This window comes from Ferrovibrio sp., from assembly GCF_041906005.1.
Lineage (GTDB): Bacteria > Pseudomonadota > Alphaproteobacteria > Ferrovibrionales > Ferrovibrionaceae > Ferrovibrio.
Window position 1 is genome coordinate 2,631,800 of the sequence record NZ_JAYRJY010000001.1, and the last position, 26,905, is coordinate 2,658,704.

Consider the following 26,905-nt stretch of genomic DNA (forward strand, 5'->3'; position numbering starts at 1 on the left):
GCCGCTGTCCAGTCCTACTCGGCGGCGAATCATCCAGCCCGACCGTCCAGTCCGGGATCATGCAGGAAAGGAGCCCCGACGTGAAACCGACCAGTTATTACCCGGTGATCTGTACTGCCAAGGTGGCGGAAACCGCAGCCTTCTATTGCCGCCATTTCGGCTTTGCTCCAGCCTTCGAGAGCGACTGGTACGTGCATCTGACCAGTCAGGCCGACGACCGCGTCAACCTCGCCATTCTGGATCATGCCCATGCCACCATTCCGGCAGGATTCCGCAAGTCCGTGCAGGGCCTGTTGATCAATTTCGAGGTCGAGGATGTGGACGGCGAATATGAGAAGGCGAGGGCCGCCGGCCTGGATATCCGGCTGGATCTGCGCGACGAGGACTTCGGCCAGCGCCATTTCATCCTGGCCGATCCCAGCGGCGTGCTGGTCGACGTGATCAAACCGATCCCGCCTTCAGCCGCGTTCGCCGCGCAGTATGATGCGTCAGTGCTGGAAAAGATCGGCGGCTAGCCGAGCAGGTCGCGCAGCATCGCCACCAGCGGGACATCGGCCGGCGGCATGGGCAGTTCACCCATCTTGACCGGCCGCACCCATTTCATCGCCTGGCCTTCGCGCGGCTGGGGCTGGCCCACCCAGCGCCGACAGACATACAACGGCATCAGCAGGTGGAAATCCTCGTAGGCGTGGCTGGCGAAGGCAAACGGCGCCAGGCAGGCAGCAGAGATATCGAGATGCAGTTCTTCATGCAGCTCGCGGATCAGGGCTGCTTCCGGTGTTTCGTTGGGCTCGACCTTGCCGCCGGGAAATTCCCACATGCCGGCCAGCTTCTTGCCCTCGGGTCGCTGGGTCAGCAGAACGCGACCATCGGTGTCGACCAGTGCCACCGCCACCACCAGCACCACAGGTTTGGGCGCCAGCAGGGCCGCGGAATCGCCGGGGCAGAGTGCGTCAGCTTCGGTAGTCGGCATTGATATCGATATAGCCGTGCGTCAGGTCGCAGGTCCACACCCGTGCCGTGCCTTTGCCGACACCGACATCGACGGCGATGCGCACGTCGCTGCCCTTGAAATGCTTGGTGGCATAGGCGTCGTCATGGTCGGCGCGCACCATGCCGTTTTTCGTCACCGGCTTGTCGCCGATCTTGATCACCAGCTTGTCGCGGTCGGCCGGTTCGGCCGACTTGCCCACAGCCATCACGATGCGGCCCCAATTGGCATCGGCACCGGCAATCGCGGTCTTCACCAGCGGCGAATTGGCGATGGCGCGGGCAATGATGCGCGCGGACGTGTCGGTCTTGGCGCCAGTGACATCCACAGTCACCAGTTTCTGGGCGCCTTCACCGTCGCGCGCCACCAATTGCGCCAGTTCGGCCATCACTTCGGTCAGCGCGCGGCGGAAATCGGCCAGCCGCTTGTCGCTCGCCTTGGCTACCGGTGCATTGCCGGCTGCGCCCGTGGCGAACAGCAATACGGTGTCCGAGGTGGAGGTGTCGCCATCAACCGTCAGGCAGTTGAAGCTTTGGTTATTGGCATCCTTCAACAGCGCTTGCAGCGTGGTGGCTGCAAGTTTCGCGTCGGTCACGAAAAAGGCCAGCATGGTTGCCATATCCGGCGCGATCATGCCCGAGCCCTTGCAGAATCCGTTGATCGTCACGGTCTTGCCGTCGATCTTGCAGCGTGCCGTGGCCAGCTTGGGGAAGGTATCAGTGGTCATGATCGCCTTGGCGGCGCCGGTCCAGGCGTCGGCTGACAAAGCCTTCTTCATCTTGGGCAACTGTGCCACGATCTTTTCCGCCGGCAGAATCTGCCCGATCACGCCGGTCGAGGCCAGATAGACGTCATTGGCCTTGCAGCCTATGGCTTTTGCGGCGCCATCGGCAGTGGTCTTCACGGCCTTGGCGCCGGCCTTGCCGGTAAACACGTTGGCAATACCTGCATTCACCACCAGGGCACGGGCGGCGCCCTTGGGCAGGATCTTGCGGCACCATTCCACCGGCGCACCGGGCATGGACGAGCGTGTGAAGACGCCGGCCACCGTAGTACCGGCGGCAAATTCGATCAGCAGCAGGTCGTCACGGCCCTTGTAGCGCATGCCGGAATGGCCGGTTGTCAGGCGGGCGCCGGCCACCGGCGGCAGGGTCGGGTATTTTTTCGGCGCCAGCGGCGAAACCGGATGCGCGGCCATGCAGTCTGTCTCCAGTCGTCTTTCGGCTTTTTTACTGTTTCTTGGGGGCGGGTGCGATGGCGGGCAGCTTACCGGCTGGCGGCTGCCAGTCATACTGCTCGATCTTGGCATCCTTGCGCAGGTCGGCAACGGTCTTTTCCACCACTTCGTTGCCCATAATCTCGTAGACTTGGCTGCGCACATCCTCGAATTTCGGCGCTTCGGCCTTGCGGCGGGCCTCAACCTTGATGATGTGCCAGCCGAACTGGGTTTGCACCGGCGTTTCGGTTACCTGCCCGGGCTGCAGCTTGAAGGCGGCCTCGGCAAATTCCGGCACCATCTTGTCCTTGGTGAAGAAGCCCAGATCGCCACCGGTCGCTGCCGTGGGGCCGGTCGAACGCTTCTTGGAGACATCAGAGAAGTTCGCGCCCTTCTTCACTTCATCCAGGGCAGCCTTCGCATCGGCCTCACTGGCGGTCAGGATGTGGCGGGCATGCACCTCTTCCTGCGGCGGCTGCGCCTTGATCAGCTCCTCATAGCGCGCCTTTAGCTTGGCCTCGGTCAGTTCTGTCTTCAGTTTCCGGTCGAGATAGGCCTGCTGCAGCACCTGCTCACGCGCGTTCTGCAGTTGTGCCTTCACGGCCGGATCGTCGGCCAGCTTGGCTTTCTCTGCGGCCATGCCGAGCAGCTTGCGCGCGGCCAGTTCATTGACCAGGCCGGGTAGCAGCTGTTCGATCGGGATCTGGTTCATCGGGGCCGGCAGTTGGCTATAGAATTCCAGCACGGCGGAACGGGTGATCGGCTGGCCGTTCACACGGGCGACCACCGGATCGTCACCGGCCGTCTTGGCCGGTTGAGCCTGAGCGAAGGTGCTGCCGACGGCAACCAGGGCGACGGCAAGCAGGGAAGCGCGGAAAGAACGGATCACGGAAGGCTCGCTGAAAACGTGGATCGGGGCGCCGAGCATACGCTTTTTGCCGTGGCGGACAAGGTGCCGGAGTGTCGATAAAGGCCCGGATTATGCGCCTTCGGCGGCAATCGTGGCCAGTTCCTGGCGAAGGTCGGCAATCAGGGCCTTGCTCACCGCCAGATTGGCGGCTTCGCGGTCCAGCACCAGGGTAAAGGCTTTCAGCTTAAGCGCCTTGCGGTCGACCAGATCATCCCGGTCGCGGCCAAGGGCCGAATCGCAGACGATGTCAATCAGCCGATCGATGGCGTGCAGCCGGCCCCAGAGATAGTCGTTCTCGCGGTGGGCGCGGCTGAAGAAGCCGCCGAAGCGGCCAAGATTCACACCTTTCAGTGTATTGCCGCGGCGGATCGCCACGGCATCCTCGGGGCTGATGCGGTCGATCTTGATCTCGTTGAATTCGCCCAGGTCGCGCCAGTTGGTGATGGTGAAGGTGAGTACGTCCCAGAACGGAAAGCCGATGTAGCTGACCAGCAGGTCGCGCCGCGCCGCCGAGCTCCAGTCTTCGGGCAATACCTGTGCGAACAGCGCGTCCAGTCCATCGGTGGTGCGATCCAGGTCGATATCGCGGCCCAGCGCATCTATGGCGGCGTCGATGGCAGTCAGATTGGTGTCTGCGAATGCAACGGCATCCTGCTCGATATGCTCGGCCTGCTTCAGGTCTATGCGACGGAAGAACAATGCCTTGATGGCATCTTTCGTGGCGGTGGCCATGCCGTTGCCATCGTCGAAACGACGGAGCGTCTCCTGAGCCTCATAAAGTGCGCGCTTCATGCCATCCAGCCGTTCGGCCTGCAGGCCCCGATGCTCGGGTTCGCCCAGCTTGCCGTATAGCTGGTTCAGGCGCTGTACCAGAAACCGCACGCGGCGCTGCCGGAACGAGACATCGAAGCGCAGCAGGAACCGCACCCAGGCCGGCAGGGCATGTGGTGCCGTCCCCGGTGCGGCCCGCTCGAAACGGGCCGCCGTGTGGCAGACCTGCCGGTCCTGCGCCCAGTGGAGCAGGGCGTGACGGGTCCATTGCGCCTCGGCCGACCGTTCGCCGTGGCCGCAGGCATTGCAGACCAGCTTGCCGACAAAATCGAGCACGGCGCCCAGTTTCAGCCGTACATAACCCTCATAGGCAAAACCCGCTTCGCGTACGGCGCGTTCGCTGGCCTGCAAGCGCCAGAGACGGATTTCGCTTTCGCTTAAAGCGGCATCCAGGTTCTGCGGCGCACTTTCGGCCACCAGTTGTGCGATCTGCGGCTGGGTAGCATCGATCACGCCGCGCAGATGGCGCACCCGTTCGTTGAAACGGCTCACCCAGATCAGTTCATCGGCGATCGGTTCGTTGCGCGGAATGTCGCTGAGCGAGCCTTTCAGGACGCGGAAAAAACCGGGCACCCGGCCGGTTGGCGGCGGCGGTGGTCGCATCGGCTGCGGATCGATATAGACCAGACGGCGATCGACCTCGCGGTAGGCAGGGCGGCCGCGGATCGCTTTCATGGCGGCGGCAAAGGGCTTGTTGGCCAGCACGCCGCCATCGACAAAGGAGGTCAGTTCCGGGTCCAGGCCGGCTTTAAGGTAATCGTTGAAGTTGCGCTGTACGAAGTCGGCTTTCGTATCCCAGTGGCGGCTCTGCTCGGCCAGCAGCCGGTCGACGTCGCCCAACTGCGCCGGCGGGAAGGCGCCGGGGAAAGCCGAAGTGGCGCGACCGGCGAAAGCCAGGCCGGGTGCTTCGCTGCGAGCGAAGTCGGAATGTTCTTCCCCGCTCGACCAGCGCCGGTAGGCGAAACGCAACACGTGGCGATGCTCGCGGTCGCGCACGAAGGGCGGATCGTGAATCGGGATATGCTGCTGGAATCCGTAGAAATCGGTGAGCGTGACAAAAAGGTCGAGGGCCAGATTGGTCGGCATCAGCGAGGCGCCGGCATGATCGGGCTCGCCCATCGCTTCCAATCCGGCCAGCAACTGGCGCAGCAGATGCTGGCCATCAAAAGGCGGCTGGAACCAGCGCGAACGGGTGAACAGCGACAGCTTGTCGAGGATTTCCGTATCGCCGAGCATCAGGCGGCCGAAGCGCGAGCGCGAAGCCAGCCACAGAACGGGCCGCATATAGGCCTTGCTCCAGGGATTGGCACGTTTCTCGGGATCGAGCAGGCGCGAGACATCGGCTTCGTTGAGCCAGAGATTGCGGAAATGGTCGATGCGCAGGTCATGCGCCAGTGCGCGACCGAGGATGATGCCGTTGATGCCGCCGGCCGAGGCGCCGGCAATCACATCCACCACGACGCGCAAATCGACATGTTTGCCGAGTTCCTGCAGTAATTCGAAATAGGCGTGTTCGCTGTCGTATTCGGTGTCGCCCGGGCGGATGTTGTCGGCAAAGCGGGCCGTGGCGCGAGCCTGACCCTTGGGCAGTTCGTGATAGGCGCGCGAGGCGCGCACCAGCTTCAGGATTTCCTTCACTACGCCATGCATGTAGATGGCGAGCGAAACGCCACCGAAGCAAACCAGGGCGAGGCGTAATTCCTTTTCCTGCACGAAATGTTTCCCCCCGGCAGCCGTCACATCGAATCGGCCTGCCCAAGTGTGCCTTGGGCAGGCGGACGGCTCAAGCGGCAGTTGTATGCAGTAGGGCTTCGGCCGCTTCACCCAGGCAGGCGTCGCCCTCAGGCATCAGGCCGGCGAAATTCGGCCAGGCATGGGGCAGGCCATGCCACAGGCGCAGGTTGACCGTTACACCTGCTTCCCGGGCCCGCTCGGCCAGCCGCAATGTGTCGTCGCGCAGCAACTCACTGTCGCTGACATGCAGGACTAACGGCGGCAGGCCGGCGAGGCTGCCGTAGAGCGGCGAGACGAGCGGATCGGTCCTGGATGCCTTCCCGGCATAGAGATCGGCCGCGAAATGAATCTGGGCCGGCATGAACCAGGCGCAGCGTTCGATATTCTCCTGCATCGCCGTGCCGCTGCCGGCCAGATCGGTCCAGGGCGAGAAGAGGGCCGCCGCCGCCGGCAGGGACAGGCCCTGCTGCTTGCAGGCCAGCATCAGCGAGAGTGCCAGTCCGCCACCGGCGGAATCGCCGGCCAGCCAGATACGGTCGGGCCGGTAGCCCTGCGCCAGTAGCCAGCGCCAGGTGCGCAGGGCATCCTCCAGCGCGGCCGGGAAGGGATGTTCGGGCGCCAGCCGGTAATCCAGCGCGAAGACCGCAACGCCCAGCCGTTTGGCCAGTCGCGCGGTGATGGCGCGATGGGTGCGCGGTGCACCGCAGATAAAGCCGCCACCATGCAGGTACAGCATGGCGCGCCCCCGCCGCGGCTGTTCCGGTCGCAGCCATTCGCCGCGCAACCAGTCGCCATCCTGCATGTGCTTGACGCGTTCGGCCTTCACGCCAGCCGGCAGGCGCGCACGGGTGAAGGCGAACATCAGCCCGCGCAGCAGCGGGATATCCGCGCGGTTGACCTTGCGCGGTTTGATCAATTGTCGCAGGCCGCGGGCGATCAGCCGCGCCTGCAGGCTGGGCGTGTCGTGCAGATGGGGCGGGGGGCGAGCGTGAATGGTGCGGCGGCGCAGCATGCGGGCGACCTTAACCAGCCGTGAGGACCATCACAACCTTGCGTAAAGCGGTTCGGCGCCTTGCCGGGGCCGGCCGGGCGTCGTAAACCGGACCGGTCATGACAGAGCTTTCCCACGCCGCCGCCGCTATCGCGGTCGACCGTGCCGGGCACGAATTGCGCCGCGGCCGGCCGGTGCTGCTGACCATGGAGGCTGGCGACAGCGTGCTGGTTCTGGCGGCGGAAACCCTGACCGAGGCCATGCTGGCGCAGGCCATGCGCCTAGCCGGCGGCGCACTGGTGCTGACGGCATCGCGCGCTGCCGTATTGCATATCGGCCCCACCGGCGACGACACGATTTTGCTGCCGCTGGCCGACCTGCCGGCACCGGATACCGAAAAGGCGACACTGATCCGCGACCTGGCCGATGCCAGCCGCGATCTTGCGGCGCCTTTGCGCGGGCCGTTCACGCGCATCAAGGCTGCCGCGCCGGACAGTGCGAGGCTGGCGGTGAAGCTGGCCAAGACCGCCTATCTGCTGCCGGCCGCCATCCATGTGCCGCTGGCACGTGGTGCCGCGATGCCCGACAATCTGCTGACGGTCACGGCCGAGGCGGTCGCGGCCTATGATCTGGCGGAGGCGGAAACCCTGGTGCCGGTCAGCCAAGCGCGTCTGCCGGTGGCCGATGCCGAGAATGCCCGGCTTTACGCGTTCCGGCCGGCTGATGGCCGGCAGGAGCATTTTGCGCTGGTGATTGGCGATCCCGATCCGACCAAACCTGTGTTGGTGCGTCTGCATTCGGAATGCTTCACCGGCGATCTGCTGGGGTCGCTGCGGTGCGATTGCGGCGAGCAGCTTCGCGGCGCCATCCGTACCATCAACGAGGCCGGCGGCGGCATATTGCTCTACCTGGCGCAGGAAGGCCGTGGCATCGGTCTGGTCAACAAGCTGCGCGCCTATCAGTTGCAGGACCAGGGTTTCGATACCGTGGATGCCAACCAGCGGATCGGTTTCGATGCCGACGAACGCTGGTTCCTGCCAGCCGCCCGCATGCTGCAAGGATTGGGGTTCGGAACCGTGCGGCTGCTGACCAACAACCCTGAAAAGGTGAAAGGCCTGGAGGCTTGCGGCATTACCGTGGCCGAGCGGGTGCCCCATAAATTCCCCTCCAACGCCCATAACGAGGCCTATCTGGCCGCCAAGCGCAAACGCTCGGGCCATTACCTCTGAAACATTGTTTCACCCGGCAGGAATTGCCGGGGAAAAGGCCGGGCTCTTGTAATTCATTGATTTGGCAGGGCCAAATTCTGGCACACGGTTTGCGAAGTCCTGATCGAGAGGACCCGCATGTCTGAAGATTTTGCCATTGCTTCGCTCCCGTCCGCCGGGATGCAGCCCAAACCGCCGGCCAAACAGGCCGAGGCGGCGGCCAATGGCGAGGCTCGCGAGCATCGTGGCCTGTTCGGGCCGGGCGGGTTCAAATTTTCCGACTTCCTCGACATCATCAATCCGCTGCAGCACATCCCAATCGTCTCAACCGTTTACCGTGCCTTGACGGGAGACCAGATCGAGGCAGGGTCGCGGATGGCCGGGGGCGCCCTGTTTGGCGGCCCGATTGGTCTGGCCGCCTCGGTGGTCAGTGCCATGATCAACGAAAGTACCGGCAAGGACCCGGGTGAACATGCCATGGCGATGCTGGGCATTGATCTTGGCGGCGAGAAACAGTCAGCTACGGCGGTTGCGGCAAACGATGCCCGTCAATCCGATCAGGCCACCCAGCAGCAAGCGGCTCAGCAGCAGGCCGCACTGGTGCAGGCTCAGACGCAGGCCGCGCGTCCCGACCTGCGTCTGGCAGCGCGCATGGCTGAACGCCGTAACGAGCGTGAGCCCGCCGAACAGGACAAATCCGGGGATACCAAAGCCGCTATCGAACTACCCAGCGATTTGTTCCAGGCCCTGAAGCAGCAGGCCGCGGCGCAGGCTGCGCCGGCTGGCCCAGCGGCCGAGGCGATCATGGCGGCACAGGCCCGCAATCCGCAGACAGCCTCGCGCGGCCGCGCGCAAACGGCAGCGGCACCCGCGCCTGGAATGACCGATGGCCGCGCCTGGTTCCCCGCTTTTCCGTCCAATGCGCCGGCGCCCGGTCACGGCGTCGGCACTTCGCCGATCACGCAGCAGAATGTCGCTGCCAAGTATGGTGCCAAGGTCTCGCCACAGCAGATCCACGCGCCATCGTCATCGTCGAATGACTGGGCCAATCGCGCGGCTGAGGCCTATCAGAAATACTTCGACATGCAGCAACAGCGTGACCGTCCGCGTGGCATGCAGCCGGCGTTGGATGCGACATACTGAGCCTTGCATAAATCGCCGCTTTGCCGCCTGATCACGGCATGAGCGATATCATCGTCACCTCCGACGGCTTCATTAAGTATGGCGGCTTGCGATTTCGCTGCGCCCTGGGCAAGGGTGGCGTGAAGCCTGAGGCAGACAAGCGCGAGGGCGATGGCGCCACGCCGTTGGGTCGGTATGCTTTGCGTCAGGTCTGGTATCGCCCGGATCGAGTAACCGCCCCGCAGACTCGCCTGCCGGTACAGGCCCTGACGCCGCAGGATGGCTGGTGCGACGATCCCGCCGATCCTGCCTATAACCGCCATGTATTGTTGCCACATACCGCCAGCCACGAAAAACTCTGGCGCGAAGACCATGTCTACGACGTGATCGTGGTGCTTGGGCATAATGACGATCCGCCTGTGCCCGGCATGGGTAGCGCTATTTTCCTGCATCTGGCGCGACCGGATTACAGCGGCACCGAAGGCTGCGTCGCACTGGCGCTGCCCGACCTGTTGGCGCTGCTGGCGGTATTGCCGCCACAGTCGGCGATGCTGATCGTAAAGGCGGAATAAAGCAGCCCGAAAGGGTGGTTACCCAAGAGATCCTGTATTTCTGGCAAACCGGCATCCCGGCGATCCTGCGGCGGCCGATTGCCCTTGCGTAAACATGCCGCGATTGCACGCCGGCCAGTGGCTGCCTAATCTGCCGGGGCAAATTCTGGAGGAAACCATGGCGCTCCCTGCCGTTGTCAAAGGTCGTCTCAGTCTGCCGGTGATCGGTTCCCCGATGTTCATCGTCTCGGGTCCCGAACTGGTGATCGCCCAGTGCAAGGCCGGCATCGTCGGTTCTTTCCCGGCCCTTAACGCACGCCCGGCTGAGATGCTGGAACAATGGCTGCAGCGCATCACCACCGAGCTGGATGACTATCGTGCCAAGAACCCGGACAAGCCGGTGGCGCCCTTTGCCGTCAACCAGATCGTACATCACTCGAATGACCGTCTGAAGCACGACGTCGAGATGTGCGTGAAGTACAAGGTTCCGATCATCATCACCAGCCTGCGCGCGCCGAACGAAGTTGTGGAAGCCGTGCATTCCTATGGCGGTATCGTACTGCATGATGTGATCAACATTCGCCACGCCAAGAAGGCGCTGGAAGCTGGCGTGGACGGCTTGATTCTGGTCTGCGCCGGTGCCGGCGGGCATGCCGGCACGCTCAGCCCCTTCGCGCTGGTCTCCGAAGTGCGCCAGTTTTTCGACGGGCCCATCGCCCTGTCGGGCTCGATTGCACATGGCCGACATATCCTGGCCGCCCAGGCACTGGGGGCCGATTTCGCCTATATCGGCACGCGCTTCATCGCCACCCAGGAAGCCAACGCGATGCCCGATTACAAGCAGATGCTGGTGGATGCCGCGGCCAGCGACATCGTCTATTCCTCGCTGTTTACCGGCGTACATGGCAATTACCTTAAGCCCAGCATCGCCAAGGCCGGCCTTGACCCCGACAATCTGCCTGAAGCTGACAAGAGCACCATGAGTTTCGGCTCGGGTGGCAGTTCGAAGTCCAAGGCCTGGCGCGACATCTGGGGCGCGGGACAAGGTGTCGGCTCGATCAAGGACGTGCCGAGCGTGGCCGACCTTGTTGCCCGACTGAAACGGGAATACGACTCGGCCAGGATCGAACTCCTCGGTGACGCCAAGGCCCAGGCCGCGGAATAACGATTTCGCGGAATAAGCGACCGTACTGCCTCGGTTCTTAGACGAGAGTCTTATTCAGCCCCCGTCCGGTCTGGTATAGATCGACGGCCAGAATAAGACAGTCGGGAGGAACAAATGGCGAGTCGCTATGAACAGGTCTTTGCTGCGGCCAAAGCCGATCCGCAGGCTTTCTGGGCCGATGCGGCCGCGCCGCTGCACTGGTTCAGGACATGGGACCGGGTGCTGGATGCCTCCAACCCGCCCTTCTATCAGTGGTTTGCCGGCGCGGAGACCAATACCTGTTTTAATGCGCTTGATCGCCATATCGAGGCGGGTCACGGTGACCGTATCGCCCTGATCTATGACTCGCCGGTTACTGGTACGGTCCGCCGTTTCAGCACCCGGGAATTGCGGGATCGTGTTGCCCAGGTGGCCGGCGCGCTGACCGCTTTGGGCGTAGTCAAGGGTGACCGCGTTATCATCTATATGTCGATGACGCCCGAGGCCGTGATGGCTATGCTGGCCTGTGCCCGCATCGGCGCGATCCATTCCGTTGTGTTCGGCGGTTTCGCACCGCGCGAACTTGCCACCCGCATCGATGATGCCAAGCCCAAAATGATCATTGCCTCATCCTGCGGCCTGGAGCCGGGGCGGGTGGTGGAATACAAGCCGCTGCTGGACCAGGCCATCGAGATGGCGACGCACAAACCGCGGCATTGCCTGGTGCATCAGCGCCCGATGTATCAGGGCGCGATGACGGCCGGCCGCGATCTGGATTTCGATATCGAAGCCGATAAGGCCGCGCCCGCCGACTGCGTCCCGGTGAAGGCGACCGACCCGCTATACGTGCTCTACACCTCGGGCACCACCGGTGTCCCGAAAGGTGTGGTGCGCCAGAATGGCGGCCATATGGTGGCGTTGCATTGGTCGATGCAGAATGTCTATGGCATGAAGCCGGGTGAGGTGTTCTGGGCGGCATCCGATGTGGGTTGGGTGGTGGGACATTCCTACATCGTCTATGCGCCGCTGTTGTTCGGTTGCACCAGCGTTTTATATGAAGGTAAGCCGGTCGGCACGCCTGATGCCGGTGCTTATTGGCGCGTGATCGAGCAGCATAAGGTATCGGTACTGTTCACCGCACCCACGGCTTTCCGCGCCATCAAGAAAGAAGATCCGAAAGCCGAACTGATCGGCAAATACGATCTGAGCAATTTCCGCACCCTGTTCCTGGCCGGCGAGCGCGCCGATCCCGATACGGTGAAATGGGCGGAAGACAACCTCAATCGGCCGGTGATCGATCACTGGTGGCAGACGGAGACCGGCTGGCCTGTAGCTTCCAACTGCATGGGCATTGAACATCTGCCGGTCAAGCATGGTTCGCCGACGCGCATTGTGCCGGGTTACGACGTGCAGGTGGTGGACGATGAGGGCCAGCCGGTGAAGGCCGGAGATATCGGCAATATCGTGATCAAGCTGCCGCTGCCGCCGGGCTGCCTGCCCACGCTGTGGAACAACGACGAGGGTTTCAAGAAAAGCTATCTCGCGCGTTTCCCCGGCTATTACAACACCGGCGATGCCGGCTTCATCGACGAGGATGGCTACATCTTCATCATGAGTCGCACCGACGACATCATCAATGTCGCCGGCCATCGTCTGTCGACCGGCGGCATGGAGGAAGTGCTGGCCTCGCATCCCGATGTGGCGGAATGCGCCGTGGTCGGCGTGGCCGACCAACTGAAAGGCCAGGTGCCGCTCGGCTTCGTCGTGCTCAAAGCCGGTGTCACCCGTGCGGAAGACCAGATCGTGCGAGAGTTGGTGCAGCTGGTGCGTGAAAAGATCGGCCCAGTGGCCGCTTTCAAGCAGGCTGTGGTGGTGAAACGGTTGCCGAAAACCCGTTCGGGCAAGATACTGCGCGGCACGATGCAGAAGATTGCCGACGCGCAGGATTATCGCATGCCCGCCACGATCGACGATTCCGCCATCCTTGGCGAAATCACGGCGGCGCTGCAACCGCTCGGCTACGCCAAGCCGCACTAGGCCGTGACGGCCCAGCGCCTGCGTGACTGGCTGACGGCCTTCGCGGTTTATCGCGACCGGCGGGTGCTGGCGATTGCCGTGCTCGGCTTCGCCTCCGGTTTGCCGTTGGCGCTCACCGGCCAGACCCTGCAGGCATGGCTGACCGAATCGGGGGCCTCGCTCAAGGACATCGGCCTGTTCGCCTTGGTCGGCGTGCCCTACACGCTGAAATTCATCTGGGCGCCATTGGTTGATCGCCTGCCGCTGCCCCTGTTGACCCGTTGGCTTGGTCGGCGGCGCGGCTGGCTGGTTTTCGCGCAGGCCTTGCTGATGGCGGCGATCGCGGCGCTTGCTTTCAGCAATCCTGGCCAGGCGCTGGCCTTCACCGCGCTCTGCGCCGTGGCGGTGGCTTTTGCTTCCGCCACGCAAGATATCGTCATCGATGCCTGGCGTGTGGAAATCCTGGAGGAACGCCAGCTCGCCGCCGGCGCCGCCGCCATCGTTTTCGGCTACCGCATCGGCATGCTGGTTTCCTCGGCCGGTGCCTTGTATCTCGCTACCGTTTTCGCCTGGCCGCTGGTTTATCTCGCCATGGCGGCAGTCCTCGTGATCGGTGCGATCACCGTGCTGCTGGTCGGCGAGCCGGAATCAAAGCCGCGTGGCGATGCCGAACGGCGTTTTGCGGAGGCACAATCCTGGCTGGCGGCGCGGCCGCATCTCTCAGGGGCGGTGGCTGCCGTGATGGCCTGGCTCTATGCCAGCGTTGCCGGCCCTTTCCTGCAATTCATGAGCCGTAAGGGTTGGATCGGCATCCTGCTGTTCGTGATGCTGTTCAAGCTGGGCGACAGCCTGGCCGGCGTGTTGGCTACCAGCTTTTACCTCAATCTTGGTTTCACCAAGGCCGAGATCGCCGAGGTCAGCAAGCTCTATGGCTTCGCCGCCACCATGCTGGGCTTGTTTCTGGGCGGCTGGCTGATGCAGGCCGTTGGCCTGTACCGCGCGTTGTGGGTCTGCGGCATTCTGCAGATGGGATCCAATCTGCTGTTTGCCGTGCTGGCCATGCGCGGCCATGATCTGTGGTTCCTGGCGCTCACCGTGGGCGTGGAGAATCTGGCCAGTGGCATGGGCACGGCGGCCCTGGTTGCTTACCTTTCCGCGCTTTGCGACATTGCCTACACCGCCACGCAATATGCGTTGCTGTCTTCGCTGACCGCGGTGGCGCGCACGGTATTGTCGTCCTATGCCGGTTTCATGGCCGAATCGCTTGGCTGGCCGCTCTTCTTCCTCGCCACCACGGTCGCGGCATTGCCGGGACTTGCCCTGCTGGCCTGGTTGACGCGACGCGGTGCAGCCACGAGAATCGTCGAAAAACGGCCGGGAATCCTGCTTGCCGAGGATTGATAATTATTTGGCAGAGCTCGGGATGCCCAGATATGGGGCAGGCGACTTGATCCGACCCACAACATATTTTATTGCGGACGCGTTTTAGTATATGTGTCATATATTTGACACCATTGCGTCACGTAATACCGCCATAGTCGGATGTATGAACATGCAACTGCCGCTTTCCGTCCCCACGGTCGTACCTGCCGCGCGCAATCCGCGTAGCGGTTGGCAATGCGTGTCCGCTGATGGCCGTTTCGAGGTGCGCCTGACCCGCAGCCCGGAAGACATCGCTGCGGCACAACGTCTGCGCTATCAGGTCTTTTACGAAGAGATGGCTGCCGAGCCCTCGCCGGAAATGGCCAGGCTGGGTCTGGATTTCGACCAGTTCGACCGCCTCTGCGACCATCTGATGGTGTTTGACCGCAGTCGTCCGGAGGGCGAGCAGGCCGTGGGCACCTATCGCCTGCTGCGCCGCAGTGTCGCCGAAATGCATGGCGGCTTTTATTCGGCCTCGGAATACGATCTGAAGCCGATGCTGGATTATGTCGGCGCCAGCGGCGGCCTGCTTGAGCTGGGCCGTTCCTGCGTGCATCGCGATTATCGCACCAATGCTACGATCCAGCTGCTCTGGCGTGGCATCTCGACCTATGTGTCGGACCACAACATCAGTTTCATGTTTGGCTGCGCCTCCTTCCCGGGCACCAATCCACAGGATCACGCACTGGCACTGAGCTACCTGCACGCCAATCACCTGCCGCCGCAGGAATGGCGCGTGCGTGCGCTGCCCGAGCGTTATGTATCGATGGACCTGATGCCGGCCGATCAGATCAATCCGCGCGCGGCGCTGCATGCGTTGCCCCCGCTGATCAAGGCCTATCTGCGGTTGGGCGCCTATATCGGCGATGGTGCCGTGGTTGATCGGCAGTTTGGCACGACGGATGTGTTTATCCTGCTGCCGGTCGAGCGGATCGCGCCGAAATACCAGAACCGCTTTTCGCCCGACGAGGGCTTGGTCCAGACCGAATACCACGCCTGAGTAGCGGACAATCCGGATTTGATGAGGCGGCGCCGGTTGTCGGCGCCGCTTTTGTTTGCGTAACATCGTGCCCTGAGGAAACGACCGGCAAAGAACGGCGGGACGGGCATGAATATCGCGCATCTGCTGCATCGGGCGGCAAGGGTCTGGGGTGAGCGGCCGGCATTGTCGGTCGGCCATGAGACAAGATTGAGTTATGCCGAGATGGGCCGGCGCGTGCCGCGCCTGGCAGGCGGCCTGATGGCGGCGGGTAATCTAAAACCGGGTGATCGAGTCGCCGTCGTGATGAAGAACAGTCCCGATTACTGGGAGGTGCTGTTCGCACTCTGGCATGCCGGTCTTGCCGCTGTGCCGATCAATGCCAAGCTGCATGCCCGCGAGGCGGCCTGGATCATCGACAACGCCCAGGCGAAGCTGGCCGTCGTCTCGGCTGTCTTCGCCGAGGATCTCTCGGTCCTGAAAACCGAAATGCCGGAATTGCAGCGGATCATCGTGGCGGAGGAGGCGGAGTTCGCGCGTCTTTACACGGCCGAACCACTGCCGCTGGTCACTGAAATCCGGCCCGACCACCTTGCTTGGCTGTTTTACACCTCGGGCACCACCGGGCGGCCAAAAGGGGCGATGCTCACCCATCGCAACCTGATGGTGGCCACGATGAACTATTTTGCCGATGTGGATCGCATTGATCCCACCGACAGCATCATCCACTGTGCACCGATCAGCCATGGCTCCGGCATGTATGGCCTGCCGCATCTGGCGCGCGGCGCCAACCAAGTGGTCCCGGCATCGGGGGGCTTCGATCCGGCCGAAACCCTGGATTTGATTGCGCGCTGGCACGGCTGCAGCTTCTTCTTCGCGCCAACCATGGTGCACCGCCTGATTCATGCTCCGCAGATCGCCGTAGCCGATACCTCAAACCTGAAAACCATCGTTTATGGCGGTGGGCCGATGTATGTCGCCGATCTGCAGCAGGCCATGGCGGTTCTGGGGCCCAAGCTGGCGCAGATCTACGGCCAGGGTGAGGCGCCGATGACCATCACGGGCATGGACAAGCAAATGCATGTCGATACCGGGCACCCACGTCATCTGGCCCGGTTGGGGTCGGCTGGTGTGGCGCGGACCGATGTGGAGGTGCGCGTGGTGGATGCCGATGATAATCCACTGCCGGTGGGCGAGGTCGGCGAGGTGATTTGCCGCGGCGAGATCGTGATGGCCGGCTACTGGCGCAATCCCGATGCCTCGGCGCAGACCCTGCGCAATGGCTGGCTGCATACCGGCGATATGGGCAGCTTCGATGAGGATGGCTTCCTCACCCTCAAGGACCGTTCCAAGGACATGATCATTTCCGGCGGCAGCAACATCTATCCGCGCGAGGTGGAGGAAGTGTTGTTGCAGTATCCGGATGTCAGCGAGGTTTCGGTGGTGGGCAAGCCGCATCCCGACTGGGGCGAGGAGGTGATTGCCTTCGTAGTGGCGCGACCCGGTGCCGACGTGACCGCGGAAATTCTGGATCGTCTCTGTCTTGATCATATCGCCCGCTTCAAGCGGCCCAAGCAATATCGCTTTGTCGCGGCCCTGCCGAAAAACAATTACGGCAAGGTATTGAAGACCGAGCTGCGTTCGCTGTTGCAGAAGGAAGGGTGACGTGTCAGATCTGGTCTATATCACCGAACACGCGCGCGAAACGCCCGACAAGCCGGCGGTGATCATGGCGGGCTCCGGCCGGGTGACCACGTTCCGCGAGCTTGAGGAGAATTCCAACCGCGCCGCGCATCTGTTCCGCAGCCTCGGGCTGGACTCCCGCTGTCATGTGGCGATGGTGATCGAGAATCGGCCGGAATTCTTCGATGCCTGTTTTGGTGCCGACCGCGCCGGCCTGTATTACACGACTGTCAGCACCAAACTGACGGCGGAAGAGCTGGCATACATCGTCACGGATTCTGGCTCCACCGTGCTGGTCGTCAGCGATGCCTTCGCTTCCATGGCAGCCGAGTTGCGCCGGCTCTGCCCGCAGGTGCGGCATTTCCTGATGATCGGTGGCGTAGCCGAGGGATACGAGAACTGGGAAGCAGCCTTGGCGGCCATGCCGGCGACGCCGATCCCCGACGGAATGCAGGGACGGGACATGCTGTATTCCTCCGGCACCACGGGCAAGCCCAAGGGCGTGAAGCGGCTGATCGCCGGCGACCCGGTCGGCACGCGCAGCTATTTCGTCGACAACGGCTTCAGCCTGTATGGCTACGGCGTGGACATGGTCTATCTGTCGCCGGCACCGCTCTATCATGCGGCACCTCTGCGTTATTCCATGCTGGTATCGAAAGTGGGCGGTACGCTGGTGATCATGGAGCATTTCGATGCGGAAGAATCGCTCCGGTTGATCGCGCGTTATCGCGTCACCCATTCCAACTGGGTGCCGACCATGTTCGTGCGCATGCTCAAGCTGCCGGCCGAGCTGCGCAATCGTTATGATCTTTCGTCGCACCGCGTCGCCATCCATGGCGCCGGGCCGATCTCGCATGCCACTAAGCAGCAGATGATCGACTGGTGGGGGCCGATCCTGCACGAGTACTATGCCGCCTCGGAAGGCAATGGCATGACCTATATCACCAGTCAGGAATGGCTGGCGCATAAAGGTTCTGTCGGCAGGGCCATCATCGGCAAACTGCATATCGTGGATGACGAGAGCGGCGAGGAATTGCCTCCCGGGCAGCCGGGCTTGGTTTATTTCGCCGATGGCCAGCCCTTCACCTATCATAATGACGAAACCAAGACGCAGCAGGCATTCAACGACAGGGGCTGGAGTACGCTGGGGGATGTCGGCTATGTCGACGCGGAGGGCTATCTCTATCTGACCGACCGCAAGGCTTTCATGATCATCTCCGGTGGCGTTAACATTTATCCGCAGGAAGCCGAGCATGTGCTGATCGACCATCCCAAGGTGGCCGACGTGGCGGTGATCGGCGTGCCGAACGAGGATTTCGGCGAAGAGGTGAAGGCCGTGGTGCAGCCGGTCGACATGGCCGAGGCTGGTCCGGCGCTGGCCGAGGAATTGCTGGCCTATTGCCGGCAGCACTTGGCCAGCATCAAGTGCCCACGCTCGATCGACTTCGAGGAAGCCTTGCCCCGACATGCCACCGGCAAGTTGTACAAACGGCTGATCAAGGACCGCTACTGGGGTAATCGCACCAGCCGGATTGTTTAAGCCCCGGGCCTGCCTTTCGAGGTGGAATATTCGAAATGCAGCGGCTGGCCACCATGCAACAGCGGATAGAGCGCATGTGCCGCTGAGGCCGCCTCGGCGAAACCGGTGAGGATCAGTTTCAGCTTGCCGGGGTAGGTGGCGATATCGCCGATGGCAAAAATGCCGGGCTGCGATGTCTGGCAGGTAGCGGGGTCGACCGGCACGTGATGGTGTTCGACGTTCAGGCCCCATTGCGCGATAGGGCCAAGCTCGCTGCGCAAGCCAAAGAAAGCCAGCAGCGCATCGGCCGGCAGGCGACGGCTTTCGCCGTCCAGAGATTTCACCAGTACGGCCTGCAGACGGCCGCCGTTGCCCTCCAGTGCGTCGAGCTGGAACGGCACCACGATGTCGAGGCCCTGGCCGTTCAGCGCACGTAGCCTGGCCACGCTCTCGGGCGCGGCGCGGAACTGGTCGCGCCGGTGCACGAAGTCGATATGGGCGGCGATGCCATGCAGCATCAGCGCCCAGTCGACAGCCGAATCGCCGCCGCCGGCGATCACGATGTGCTTGCCGCGATAATCCTCGGCACGGCGCACGAGATACTGCACCCCGCTGCCTCCCGGTTGGCCCTCATAGGCCTCGATGCCGGGCAGGGGCGGGCGGTTGGGGCCGAAGGCGCCGGCACCAGCGGCGATAATGACCGCGCGCGCCTCGATCACGATGTCCTTCGAGGTGACGAGCCGGAACCCGGCATCGCCCGGCAGGCGTTCCAGTTTCTCGACCCGCTGGCTTAAATGATAGACCGGCGCAAAGGGGGCGGCTTGGGTTTCCAGATTCTCCACCAGTCCAGCGCCGGAAATCTTGGGAAAGCCCGGAATGTCGTAGATCGGCTTTTCAGGATACAACGCGCTGCATTGTCCGCCAATGGCATCCAGCGCATCGATCACCTGGCATTTCAGGCCGACCATGCCGCATTCAAACACGGCGAACAGGCCGACCGGGCCAGCGCCGATCACGGCGATATCGGTTTTGTGGATCATCACGGGCGACTCGAAGAGACCTGGACAGGGCGTGGTTTTGTAGCGTCTCGGGCGTGGGGATGCCAGTCATGCCGGATAAGCGCCTGATTCGTCGTGGCACTGGGGCCGGGCAATATGGGATGGCCCAGCCAGGGCGGGCGCTACCACATGGTCTGGCGGGCCCGGTCGGCCCAGGTCCGGTCATATTCCTCGCCGCCGATCCGCTGCTGACTGAGTGCGGCCAGAATCTGGCCGGCGCTGGGCAGGCTGTCTTTCGCCAGATACCGGGCCGGGTTCCACAATTCGGCACGGATCACGGCACGGGCGCATTGGAAATAGACGGCATCGACGGTGATCACCGCCACCGAACGGGGCGCTTTCTCCTCCACCGCAAACGAGGCCAGCAGATCGGGATCGATGCTGAGCCGGGCACGGCCGTTGACCCGCAACGTGTTCCCCAGACCGGGCAGCAGGAACAACAGGCCGACACGCGGATCACGCACGATATTGCGCAGGGAATCGATACGGTTGTTCCCGCGGCGATCGGGCAGCAGCAGGGTCTTTTCATCGGCCACCCGCACGAAGCCCGGCTTGTCGCCACGCGGCGAGCAATCCAGCCCCTCCGGTCCACTTGTGGCCAGGGTGACGAAGGGCGACGCCTCGATATAGGCCCGGTATTCCGGGGAAATGTGATCGATTTCCTTGGCCGTGGAGGTCTCCAGCGGAACGCCATAGAGGGCTTCCAGCTCGGCGACGGAATGGATGAATGTCATCGGATATCCTTACGAATCTTGGGCAAAGGGCGCCGGCACTATGGCTTGCCAGCCATGCACCGGCTACGGATCATAGGAAAAGAGGTTGGCGGAACCCGTTCACAAGACATTACGGAATCTTTCGCTTTTGGCGCCCAGATTACTGAATCGTAATTCAGCCGGCCAACCGCCCAGGCGGTACAAAGGGGCTGGCCGAGGGAACGGGATTGTCCTGCAACCGTTACGGCGCCCACATGGTGTATCGAGACGTGATCCAGTTCGGGCAGGTTTTTGGCAGCGGCGACAAGGCGGGCGCGATCGCGATCGGTCATCCCGCCCTGCGTGCCCTGTATGACCTGTGGCGGAAAAAGCGCGGCGGCCGCCCGGCGCCGTCGCGCGGTGATTTCACCGTCGAGGAACTGCGGCCCTGGCTGGGACATCTGATGATCATCGATTGCGATGGCGAAGATGGCCGCTATCGTTTGTATGGCACCGAACTGACGCGGATTTTCGGCTTCGATCTGACCGGCCGCCGCGTTGCTGATTGCGCCCCCCTGATCGGCGACAAGCCAATGCTGGAATACCGCGAGGTCATCCGCAGCGCGAAACCGGTTTATATTTCACGCGGCAGCCCATCGGCGCGTGATTATCTGTTGATGGACAAGCTGGCCTTGCCGCTGATGGAAGGTGGCAGGGTGAACAAGATACTTGCCGCGATCTACCTGTCCGACCCCGAATGATGCTGGCCGCTATCGCCCTGGCGTGATCAGGATTTTGCCTCTGCGGCCTTCGCGCGCGGCATGGGCCAGCGCATCCCGGATGCGTTCCAGCGGATAGGTCGCTTCCACCGCCACATGGATGGTGCCGTCGGCAATCAGCCGTGTGAGTTCGCCATAGACATTGCGCATCTCATCCGGGCCGGCGGTGGCGAACCAGCGTGCCAGCCAGAAGCCGCGCAGGCTGATATCACGGAATACCACATCGCCCGGCGGCATCGCGCAGGGCTGACCCGACAGCATGCCGTAATTCACTACCACGCCACCTTCGGCCAGCGACTGCGCCAGCCGGCCGGTGGCATCGCCGGCCACCGCATCGATGGCCAGCTTTGGCAGGGCGTCGTTACCGGTCAGAGCCTTCACGCGTGCAGGCAGATCTGGGCCATCCACCAGAACGCTGTCAGCGCCCAACGCCTGTAACTCGGCGGCCAACTCTGTGCGACGGACCACATTGATACTGCGCAGGCCTCGCCGCTTGGCCAATGCGATCACGCTGTGGCCGACACCGGAATTGGCGGCGTTCTGGATCACCCAGTCGCCGGCTTTCAGCGCGGTAAAATTCTGTAGCATCAGCATCGCCGTGGGCGGATTGACGGTCAGCATCGCGAGTTGCAACGGATCGACGCCGGCCGGCAACGCAAACAGTCTGGCCGTCTTGGCGATCAGGCTGCTGCGCCAGTTGCCGCGACCGGCAAACAGTAACAGCACGCGGTCGCCTGATTTCAGATGACTCACACCCGCGCCGACTGCGCGCACGATGCCAATGCCTTCGCCGCCGGCCATCACCGGCAGGGGCGGTGGCACCGCGCCATATTTGCCCTCGAATTGCAGCAGATCGGCCGGATTGATTGGCGAGGCTTCCACATCGATCAAGGCTTCGCCCTCACCGGGAATGCCCGGATCGGGCAACTCGATCAGTTCGGCCACCTCATGAGCCTTCCCGAATTGCGAATAACGGATGGCCTTGATCATTGCGAGTACATCTCCCCCCGAACGACAGCACGTACCACGCTGCGCGTGCCAAGATATTAGAGAAGCCGGAGACATGTGCCAGTCGGCCCACCGTTGGAGTCAAATACTCATTAAAGTAGTGTCGAAGCGGGGGCCCCCGATTGAGACGGCTAAGAACCTCCCGAGTTTCTCCCAGTAAACGAGGAAAAAATTAACGCTTCAGAAAGTGATCTAAGTCAATTTTGAATACGTATGTAACTAGAACAACAAATCAGTGCTTTCGCGCAACCACAACAAGAAGCTGGCGTGAAAGAAGCGTTTTTGTTCAGCCGATCAGGGGAGAAGTTCGGTGGAGCAGCATTACAGTCTCGTAATCCATTGAAATTACTAAGTTTCTATCTGCCGGATCTTCCCCGATTGAAATATATCGACCCACTACTACCGGCGCCCCGCCGGAAGGACACAAAACGGAGAGATCAAAATGTTCCAGTTTTCGGGTGCGTCGGCGACCAGCGATCTGCGGGCCCAGTTCGACGCCATCAACAAATCCCAGGCCGTGATCGAATTCACCCTGGACGGCAAGATTCTGCACGCCAACGCCAACTTCCTGAACGCGCTGGGCTATACGCTGGATGAGATCAAGGGCCAGCATCACAGTCTGTTTGTCGAGCCAGCCTATCGGGCCAGTGCTGAGTATCGCGAGTTCTGGGCCAAGCTGGGCCGTGGCGAGTTCGATGCCGGCCAGTACAAGCGCATTGCCAAGGGCGGCAAGGAAGTGTGGATCGAGGCCAGTTACAACCCGATCTTCGACAAACGCGGCAAGCCTTACAAGGTCGTCAAGTTCGCGACCGATATCACCGAGCAGAAGATGACGATGGCCAATTACGAGGGCCAGTTGGCCGCCATCAGCAAGGCGCAGGCCGTGATCGAGTTCACGCTGGATGGCACGATCCTGCATGCCAACGAGAACTTCCTGAAGACACTGGGCTATACGCTGGACGAAGTGAAGGGCAAGCATCACAGCCTGTTCGTCGAGCCTGCCTATCGCGACAGCGCCGAATATAGGGCTTTCTGGGAAAAGCTGGCGCGCGGCGAGTATGACGCCAATCAGTACAAGCGCATCGGCAAGGGTGGCAAGGAAGTATGGATCCAGGCCAGCTACAACCCGATCATGGATGCCAATGGCCGACCTTACAAGGTGGTGAAATACGCCACTGATATCACCGCGCAGACCAAAGCCGCGCAGATGATGCAACTGGCCGTGCAGCAGGTACGGACGGTGGTGGAAGCCACCAAGGCCAATGACCTGACACATCGCATCGATCTGGATGGCAAGGCCGGTGAAATCCGTTCGCTCTGCGAGGGCGTCAACGACATTGTCGAGGCGATGAGCGATATCATCGGTGGGCTCCGCGAGGCATCCGAGACGATTGCCGCGGCTTCGGCCGAAATCTCCACCGGCAGCCAGGACCTGGCGAGCCGTACGGAATCGCAGGCCGCGTCGATCGAAGAGACGGCGGCCTCGATGCACGAGGTCACGACAACGGTGAAGCAGAATGCCGACAATGCCCAGGCTGCCAGCCAGCTGGCCACCGCGGCGCGCGACACCGCCGAAAAGGGCGGCAATGTCGTGCGCGATGCCGTCTCGGCAGTGAATGAAATCGAGGCCAGCGCGCAGAAGATTTCCGATATCATCGGCCTGATCGACGAGATCGCCTTCCAGACCAATCTGCTGGCCCTGAACGCGTCTGTCGAAGCGGCCCGCGCCGGCGAAGCTGGCAAGGGGTTTGCCGTGGTGGCGCAGGAAGTGCGTGCGCTGGCCCAGCGCTCGGCCAATGCGTCTAAGGACATCAAGGCGCTGATCCAGACGTCGAACGGCCAGGTGAAGACCGGCGCGGCGCTGGTGAACCAGGCCGGTTCGTCGCTGACCGAGATCGTTTCGGCGATCAAGAAAGTCTCTGACATCGTGGCCGAGATTGCCGCCGCGTCGCGTGAACAGGCTTCGGGTCTGGAACAGATCAACACGGCGGTCGGCCAGATGGACGAGATGACCCAGCGCAACGGCGCCCTGGTGGAAGAGACTTCGGCGTCGGCCCAGTCTTTGTCAAACCAGGCCGAAGAGTTGGCCGCGCTGGTGCAACGTTACAAGGTCAGCGGTCAGGCTACCTCGTCTCGTCCGGCGCCGACTCCAGTTCGGGCTGCGCTGAAGGTGGTGGCGGAAAAACGCCCGACGACAAAGACGGCTCCTGCTCTGAAGGTAACGGCCGCGCAGGGCAATGCCGCGCCGAAGGCCGATGCCGCCGAATGGGAGCAGTTCTGATGGATATGCCGAACGCAACAGAGAATACGATCGCCGGTAATGCCGTGCGCGAGTATCTCACCTTCACGGCGGCCGGGCAGGAATATGGCATTGATATTCTCAGCGTGCGGGAAATCCGCGGCTGGACCATCGAGACGCCGCTGCCCAACAGTCCGGCGGCGGTGCGCGGCATCATCAATTTGCGGGGGCAGGTCGTACCGATCTACGACCTGCGCATCCGCCTGGGTGCCGAACGCAGTGTGCCCAGTGCCATCCATGTGGTAATCGTGGTGGAGGCCGTCAGCGGTTTCTATGGTCTGCTGGTGGATGCGGTATCCGACATCCTGTCCGTAGCGGACCGCGAATTGCAGCCGGTGCCGCGGACCGGGATGGATGGAGATCATGCCTTCCTCACCGCCTTGCTGGCGCGCGACACGCGCATGGTGTCTTTGCTTGATCTCGACCTTCTGGTTGGTGGACGCGAAAGCGTGGCGGCGGACATACCTCTGCTGGCCGCATAGGCGGGCCGAGAAATTCAGAAAAGAAAGGGCGCCTTGCGGCGCTCTTTTTTCATTTTATGCGTTTGTATCTGGATGCCGTGATCGGGCCAGGCGAAGCCTTGCGACTGCCAGCTTGATGGAATGATAAGTTCCATATCCGAAAAATGGCGGCCCCAGCCATAGTGCGAAACGATCGTTCTCAGATGGTATTGCCAAAAGCCATATGGATGCGAAAAAGCCCAACGAACAGAATATCAGCAATGGGTATACCCAAGATGCCGGCATTGTGCGGGCTTGATTTTCAATGCTTTCACGGAGCGACAAGCGCGTGGCGGCAGGCGTACGCTTGGTCGACCAGCGGCGCATCCGGACGTAATAGATGGAAATCAAAATGGCGAGGCTGATCAGGCTAAAGATCAGACTAAACTGCCATTCCATTAAATTATTCAGAGCAATCTGCAGTCCGACTAGAGCTGCAGCCCAATATGACCATCGGCGAATATATGCTTCCAGTGCAGGCCGCTCATCGGGCGCGATAACGTATCCACGGGCGAGTGTGCCGTAGGGATAAAAGACCAGGCCTTCATCGCGCTGTTTGAAACTGATTGTTTCGTGGCCTTTGTAGAACATGGATTCTTTCTAACTATCTGACGAATGCCAGCCGGCGATAACTCAGTGCTTCCGCCACATGCGGGCGGCGCACGGCATCTACGCCTTCCAGATCGGCCAGTGTGCGGGCCACACGCAACACGCGGTGATAGCCACGTGCGGTGAGGTGCATGGCGCTGGCGGCCTGGGTCAGCAGGTCGCGGCCGGAGGCATCCAGTAGGGCGATGCGCTCCAGCAATTCGCCATCGGCCTCGGCATTGGTGCGCACCACGCGCCGGCCATCACGCGACAGACCACCGCTGCCGGTGCGGGCATAACGATCGCGCTGGACATCGCGGGCCATCGCCACGCGCGCCGCCACGGCGGCGGAATCTTCCGCCGCCGGCGGCGCGCTCAGATCTGCCGGACTGACGGCAGGCACTTCCAAGGTCAGATCGATGCGGTCAAGCAGCGGACCGGAGAGCCGGGCCTGGTATTCGCCGGCGCATTTCGGTGCGCGGCTGCAGGCCAGCGCCGGATCATCGAGATGGCCGCAGCGGCAGGGATTCATGGCCGCCACCAACTGAAAGCGGGCGGGATAACTGACATGGGCATTGGCGCGCGCCACCACGGCCTGCCCGGTTTCCAGAGGCTGGCGCAGGGCATCCAGGGTCTGGCGGTTGAATTCGGGCAGCTCGTCGAGGAACAGCACGCCCAGATGCGCCAGGCTCACCTCGCCGGGTTTCGCGCGGAGGCCGCCCCCGATCAGGGCTGCCATCGAAGCGGAATGATGTGGGTTGCGAAAGGGCCGCTGTCGGGTGAGCCGTCCCTCGCTGATCTGGCCGGCCAGCGAGGCGATCATGCTCACTTCCAGGATTTCGCCGGCATCCAGCGGCGGCAGGATGCCGGGCAGGCGTTGGGCGAGCATCGACTTGCCGGCCCCGGGCGGACCGATGAACAACAGGTTGTGCGCCCCCGCGGCAGCAATCTCCAGGGCACGCTTGGCGCTTTCCTGCCCCTTGATGTCGCGCAAGTCCGGAATGTTTTGATTCGCCGTCTCGGCGCTATGCGCAGTCGGTTGCGGCAGCACCTGGCTGCCGCGGAAATGATTGATCAATGCAAGCAAGCTCGGAGCCGCCACCACGCGTTCAGCATCGCCTGCCCAGGCCGCCTCGCTGCCCTGACTCGCCGGGCAGATCAGGCCGCGATCCTCGCCATGGGCCGCGATTGCCGCCGGCAGAACGCCGCTTACCGCGCCAAGTGCCCCATCGAGGCCGAGTTCGCCGAGTGCAACGAAACTATCCAGCGCATCGGGCGGCAATACATTCATGGCACTGAGCAGGGCCAAGGCTATGGGCAAATCGTAATGGCTGCCTTCCTTGGGCAGATCAGCCGGTGCCAGATTGACGGTGATGCGCTTGGGGGGCAGCGCCAGGCCCAGGGCTGCCAGCGCACCGCGCACACGTTCACGGCTTTCGCCCACGGCCTTGTCGGCCAGGCCGACGACGGCAAAAGCCGGCAGCCCGTTCGATAACTGGACCTGAACATCCACGGGCATGACGTCGATGCCCTGAAACGCCACGGTTCTGCAGCGCGCGACCATGCCCGGTTTTTCCCGATGCGGTTTAATCCGACCTCAGGAATCGGTACGATCATTTACCGGAGATTGCAAATTCTATTTATGTTCCGCTGGGTAAAGGGCG

General features: G+C 62.5%; 23 protein-coding genes. 13 read left to right on the top strand and 10 right to left on the bottom strand.

Annotated elements, in window-relative coordinates; translation table 11 throughout:
• Positions 1-80: 80 nt before the first annotated feature.
• The gene (locus ACE3OO_RS12930; protein WP_374303513.1) at positions 81-515 is read left to right on the top strand and encodes a VOC family protein; all 435 of its coding nucleotides are present in this window, start codon (positions 81-83) and stop codon (positions 513-515) included.
• On the opposite strand, the gene ACE3OO_RS12935 is transcribed toward ACE3OO_RS12930, so the two are convergent.
• The 5 genes from ACE3OO_RS12935 to ACE3OO_RS12955 all read right to left on the bottom strand — a co-directional run bounded on the left by ACE3OO_RS12935 (position 512) and on the right by ACE3OO_RS12955 (position 6,694).
• Positions 512-973: a (deoxy)nucleoside triphosphate pyrophosphohydrolase gene (locus ACE3OO_RS12935; RefSeq protein ID WP_374303515.1), complete on the bottom strand. Its 462-nt coding sequence runs from the start codon at positions 971-973 to the stop codon at positions 512-514. The two genes, ACE3OO_RS12930 and ACE3OO_RS12935, sit on opposite strands and share 4 nt — an antisense overlap.
• Complete coding sequence (argJ, locus tag ACE3OO_RS12940; protein ID WP_374303517.1) at positions 954-2,189, bottom strand: bifunctional glutamate N-acetyltransferase/amino-acid acetyltransferase ArgJ; 1,236 nt, start codon at positions 2,187-2,189, stop codon at positions 954-956. Before argJ ends, ACE3OO_RS12935 begins: the two co-directional genes overlap by 20 nt.
• 31 nt (positions 2,190-2,220) lie before the next feature.
• Complete coding sequence (locus ACE3OO_RS12945) at positions 2,221-3,096, bottom strand: peptidylprolyl isomerase (protein ID WP_374303519.1); 876 nt, start codon at positions 3,094-3,096, stop codon at positions 2,221-2,223.
• A 90-nt stretch (positions 3,097-3,186) separates the two neighbouring features.
• Positions 3,187-5,661 carry a patatin-like protein gene (locus tag ACE3OO_RS12950; protein WP_374303521.1) on the bottom strand — a complete coding sequence of 825 codons (2,475 nt, stop codon included), beginning with the start codon at positions 5,659-5,661 and terminating at the stop codon, positions 3,187-3,189.
• 70 nt (positions 5,662-5,731) lie between these two features.
• Entirely contained in the window at positions 5,732-6,694 is a 963-nt protein-coding gene (locus ACE3OO_RS12955; protein ID WP_374303523.1) for an alpha/beta hydrolase, read from the bottom strand.
• 98 nt (positions 6,695-6,792) lie between these two features.
• Here ACE3OO_RS12955 and ribA point away from each other — a divergent pair, with 98 nt between their 5' ends.
• The 9 genes from ribA to ACE3OO_RS13000 all read left to right on the top strand — a co-directional run bounded on the left by ribA (position 6,793) and on the right by ACE3OO_RS13000 (position 18,338).
• On the top strand, positions 6,793-7,902 hold the full coding sequence (gene ribA, locus ACE3OO_RS12960; protein ID WP_374303525.1) for a GTP cyclohydrolase II: 1,110 nt from the start codon (positions 6,793-6,795) through the stop codon (positions 7,900-7,902).
• Positions 7,903-8,019: 117 nt separating this feature from the next.
• Positions 8,020-9,024 carry a hypothetical protein gene (locus tag ACE3OO_RS12965; RefSeq protein WP_374303527.1) on the top strand — a complete coding sequence of 335 codons (1,005 nt, stop codon included), beginning with the start codon at positions 8,020-8,022 and terminating at the stop codon, positions 9,022-9,024.
• Between the two features lie 38 nt (positions 9,025-9,062).
• Positions 9,063-9,575: a L,D-transpeptidase gene (locus tag ACE3OO_RS12970; RefSeq protein ID WP_374303529.1), complete on the top strand. Its 513-nt coding sequence runs from the start codon at positions 9,063-9,065 to the stop codon at positions 9,573-9,575.
• Positions 9,576-9,732: 157 nt separating this feature from the next.
• Positions 9,733-10,719 carry an NAD(P)H-dependent flavin oxidoreductase gene (locus tag ACE3OO_RS12975; RefSeq protein ID WP_374303531.1) on the top strand — a complete coding sequence of 329 codons (987 nt, stop codon included), beginning with the start codon at positions 9,733-9,735 and terminating at the stop codon, positions 10,717-10,719.
• 114 nt (positions 10,720-10,833) lie between these two features.
• Positions 10,834-12,735, top strand: coding sequence for a propionyl-CoA synthetase (locus tag ACE3OO_RS12980; protein ID WP_374303533.1), 1,902 nt, complete (start codon positions 10,834-10,836; stop codon positions 12,733-12,735).
• Between the two features lie 3 nt (positions 12,736-12,738).
• On the top strand, positions 12,739-14,115 hold the full coding sequence (locus tag ACE3OO_RS12985; protein WP_374303535.1) for an AmpG family muropeptide MFS transporter: 1,377 nt from the start codon (positions 12,739-12,741) through the stop codon (positions 14,113-14,115).
• Positions 14,116-14,266: 151 nt separating this feature from the next.
• On the top strand, positions 14,267-15,136 hold the full coding sequence (locus ACE3OO_RS12990) for a GNAT family N-acetyltransferase (RefSeq protein ID WP_374303537.1): 870 nt from the start codon (positions 14,267-14,269) through the stop codon (positions 15,134-15,136).
• A gap of 108 nt (positions 15,137-15,244) precedes the next feature.
• The gene (locus tag ACE3OO_RS12995; RefSeq protein ID WP_374303539.1) at positions 15,245-16,780 is read left to right on the top strand and encodes a long-chain fatty acid--CoA ligase; all 1,536 of its coding nucleotides are present in this window, start codon (positions 15,245-15,247) and stop codon (positions 16,778-16,780) included.
• A gap of 1 nt (position 16,781) precedes the next feature.
• Positions 16,782-18,338 carry an acyl-CoA synthetase gene (locus tag ACE3OO_RS13000; protein WP_374303541.1) on the top strand — a complete coding sequence of 519 codons (1,557 nt, stop codon included), beginning with the start codon at positions 16,782-16,784 and terminating at the stop codon, positions 18,336-18,338.
• On the opposite strand, the gene ACE3OO_RS13005 is transcribed toward ACE3OO_RS13000, so the two are convergent.
• Positions 18,335-19,357, bottom strand: coding sequence for an NAD(P)/FAD-dependent oxidoreductase (locus ACE3OO_RS13005; RefSeq protein WP_374303543.1), 1,023 nt, complete (start codon positions 19,355-19,357; stop codon positions 18,335-18,337). The two genes, ACE3OO_RS13000 and ACE3OO_RS13005, sit on opposite strands and share 4 nt — an antisense overlap.
• Positions 19,358-19,497: 140 nt before the next feature.
• Entirely contained in the window at positions 19,498-20,109 is a 612-nt protein-coding gene (locus tag ACE3OO_RS13010) for a pyridoxamine 5'-phosphate oxidase family protein (protein WP_374303545.1), read from the bottom strand.
• A 233-nt stretch (positions 20,110-20,342) separates the two neighbouring features.
• On the opposite strand from ACE3OO_RS13010, the gene ACE3OO_RS13015 reads away from it, so the two are divergent.
• Positions 20,343-20,828, top strand: coding sequence for a PAS domain-containing protein (locus ACE3OO_RS13015; RefSeq protein WP_374303547.1), 486 nt, complete (start codon positions 20,343-20,345; stop codon positions 20,826-20,828).
• A 9-nt stretch (positions 20,829-20,837) separates the two neighbouring features.
• Here ACE3OO_RS13015 and ACE3OO_RS13020 read toward each other — a convergent pair whose 3' ends face one another.
• Positions 20,838-21,836 (bottom strand): zinc-dependent alcohol dehydrogenase family protein, encoded by a 999-nt coding sequence (locus ACE3OO_RS13020; RefSeq protein ID WP_374303549.1) that lies wholly within the window; start codon positions 21,834-21,836, stop codon positions 20,838-20,840.
• Positions 21,837-22,296: 460 nt separating this feature from the next.
• On the opposite strand from ACE3OO_RS13020, the gene ACE3OO_RS13025 reads away from it, so the two are divergent.
• A complete protein-coding gene (locus ACE3OO_RS13025; RefSeq protein WP_374303551.1) occupies positions 22,297-24,135 on the top strand; it encodes a methyl-accepting chemotaxis protein in 1,839 nt (612 codons plus the stop codon).
• Positions 24,135-24,635, top strand: coding sequence for a chemotaxis protein CheW (locus ACE3OO_RS13030; RefSeq protein ID WP_374303553.1), 501 nt, complete (start codon positions 24,135-24,137; stop codon positions 24,633-24,635). The genes ACE3OO_RS13025 and ACE3OO_RS13030 overlap by 1 nt, the downstream gene beginning before the upstream one ends.
• 54 nt (positions 24,636-24,689) lie before the next feature.
• On the opposite strand, the gene ACE3OO_RS13035 is transcribed toward ACE3OO_RS13030, so the two are convergent.
• Both ACE3OO_RS13035 and ACE3OO_RS13040 read right to left on the bottom strand, forming a co-directional pair.
• On the bottom strand, positions 24,690-25,244 hold the full coding sequence (locus tag ACE3OO_RS13035) for a hypothetical protein (protein WP_374303555.1): 555 nt from the start codon (positions 25,242-25,244) through the stop codon (positions 24,690-24,692).
• Between the two features lie 13 nt (positions 25,245-25,257).
• Positions 25,258-26,805, bottom strand: a complete 1,548-nt coding sequence (locus ACE3OO_RS13040; RefSeq protein WP_374303557.1) for a YifB family Mg chelatase-like AAA ATPase — start codon at positions 26,803-26,805, stop codon at positions 25,258-25,260.
• Positions 26,806-26,905: the final 100 nt, after the last annotated feature.

Coding starts and splice junctions, on each gene's coding strand:
- ACE3OO_RS12935 (WP_374303515.1), bottom strand. CDS start 973: ATGCCGACTACCGAAGCTGACGCACTCTGCCCCGGCGATTCCGCGGCC.
- argJ (WP_374303517.1), bottom strand. CDS start 2,189: ATGGCCGCGCATCCGGTTTCGCCGCTGGCGCCGAAAAAATACCCGACC.
- ACE3OO_RS12955 (WP_374303523.1), bottom strand. CDS start 6,694: ATGCTGCGCCGCCGCACCATTCACGCTCGCCCCCCGCCCCATCTGCAC.
- ribA (WP_374303525.1), top strand. CDS start 6,793: ATGACAGAGCTTTCCCACGCCGCCGCCGCTATCGCGGTCGACCGTGCC.
- ACE3OO_RS12965 (WP_374303527.1), top strand. CDS start 8,020: ATGTCTGAAGATTTTGCCATTGCTTCGCTCCCGTCCGCCGGGATGCAG.
- ACE3OO_RS12970 (WP_374303529.1), top strand. CDS start 9,063: ATGAGCGATATCATCGTCACCTCCGACGGCTTCATTAAGTATGGCGGC.
- ACE3OO_RS12975 (WP_374303531.1), top strand. CDS start 9,733: ATGGCGCTCCCTGCCGTTGTCAAAGGTCGTCTCAGTCTGCCGGTGATC.
- ACE3OO_RS12980 (WP_374303533.1), top strand. CDS start 10,834: ATGGCGAGTCGCTATGAACAGGTCTTTGCTGCGGCCAAAGCCGATCCG.
- ACE3OO_RS12990 (WP_374303537.1), top strand. CDS start 14,267: ATGCAACTGCCGCTTTCCGTCCCCACGGTCGTACCTGCCGCGCGCAAT.
- ACE3OO_RS12995 (WP_374303539.1), top strand. CDS start 15,245: ATGAATATCGCGCATCTGCTGCATCGGGCGGCAAGGGTCTGGGGTGAG.
- ACE3OO_RS13005 (WP_374303543.1), bottom strand. CDS start 19,357: ATGATCCACAAAACCGATATCGCCGTGATCGGCGCTGGCCCGGTCGGC.
- ACE3OO_RS13010 (WP_374303545.1), bottom strand. CDS start 20,109: ATGACATTCATCCATTCCGTCGCCGAGCTGGAAGCCCTCTATGGCGTT.
- ACE3OO_RS13015 (WP_374303547.1), top strand. CDS start 20,343: ATGGTGTATCGAGACGTGATCCAGTTCGGGCAGGTTTTTGGCAGCGGC.
- ACE3OO_RS13020 (WP_374303549.1), bottom strand. CDS start 21,836: ATGATCAAGGCCATCCGTTATTCGCAATTCGGGAAGGCTCATGAGGTG.
- ACE3OO_RS13025 (WP_374303551.1), top strand. CDS start 22,297: ATGTTCCAGTTTTCGGGTGCGTCGGCGACCAGCGATCTGCGGGCCCAG.
- ACE3OO_RS13030 (WP_374303553.1), top strand. CDS start 24,135: ATGGATATGCCGAACGCAACAGAGAATACGATCGCCGGTAATGCCGTG.
- ACE3OO_RS13035 (WP_374303555.1), bottom strand. CDS start 25,244: ATGTTCTACAAAGGCCACGAAACAATCAGTTTCAAACAGCGCGATGAA.
- ACE3OO_RS13040 (WP_374303557.1), bottom strand. CDS start 26,805: ATGGTCGCGCGCTGCAGAACCGTGGCGTTTCAGGGCATCGACGTCATG.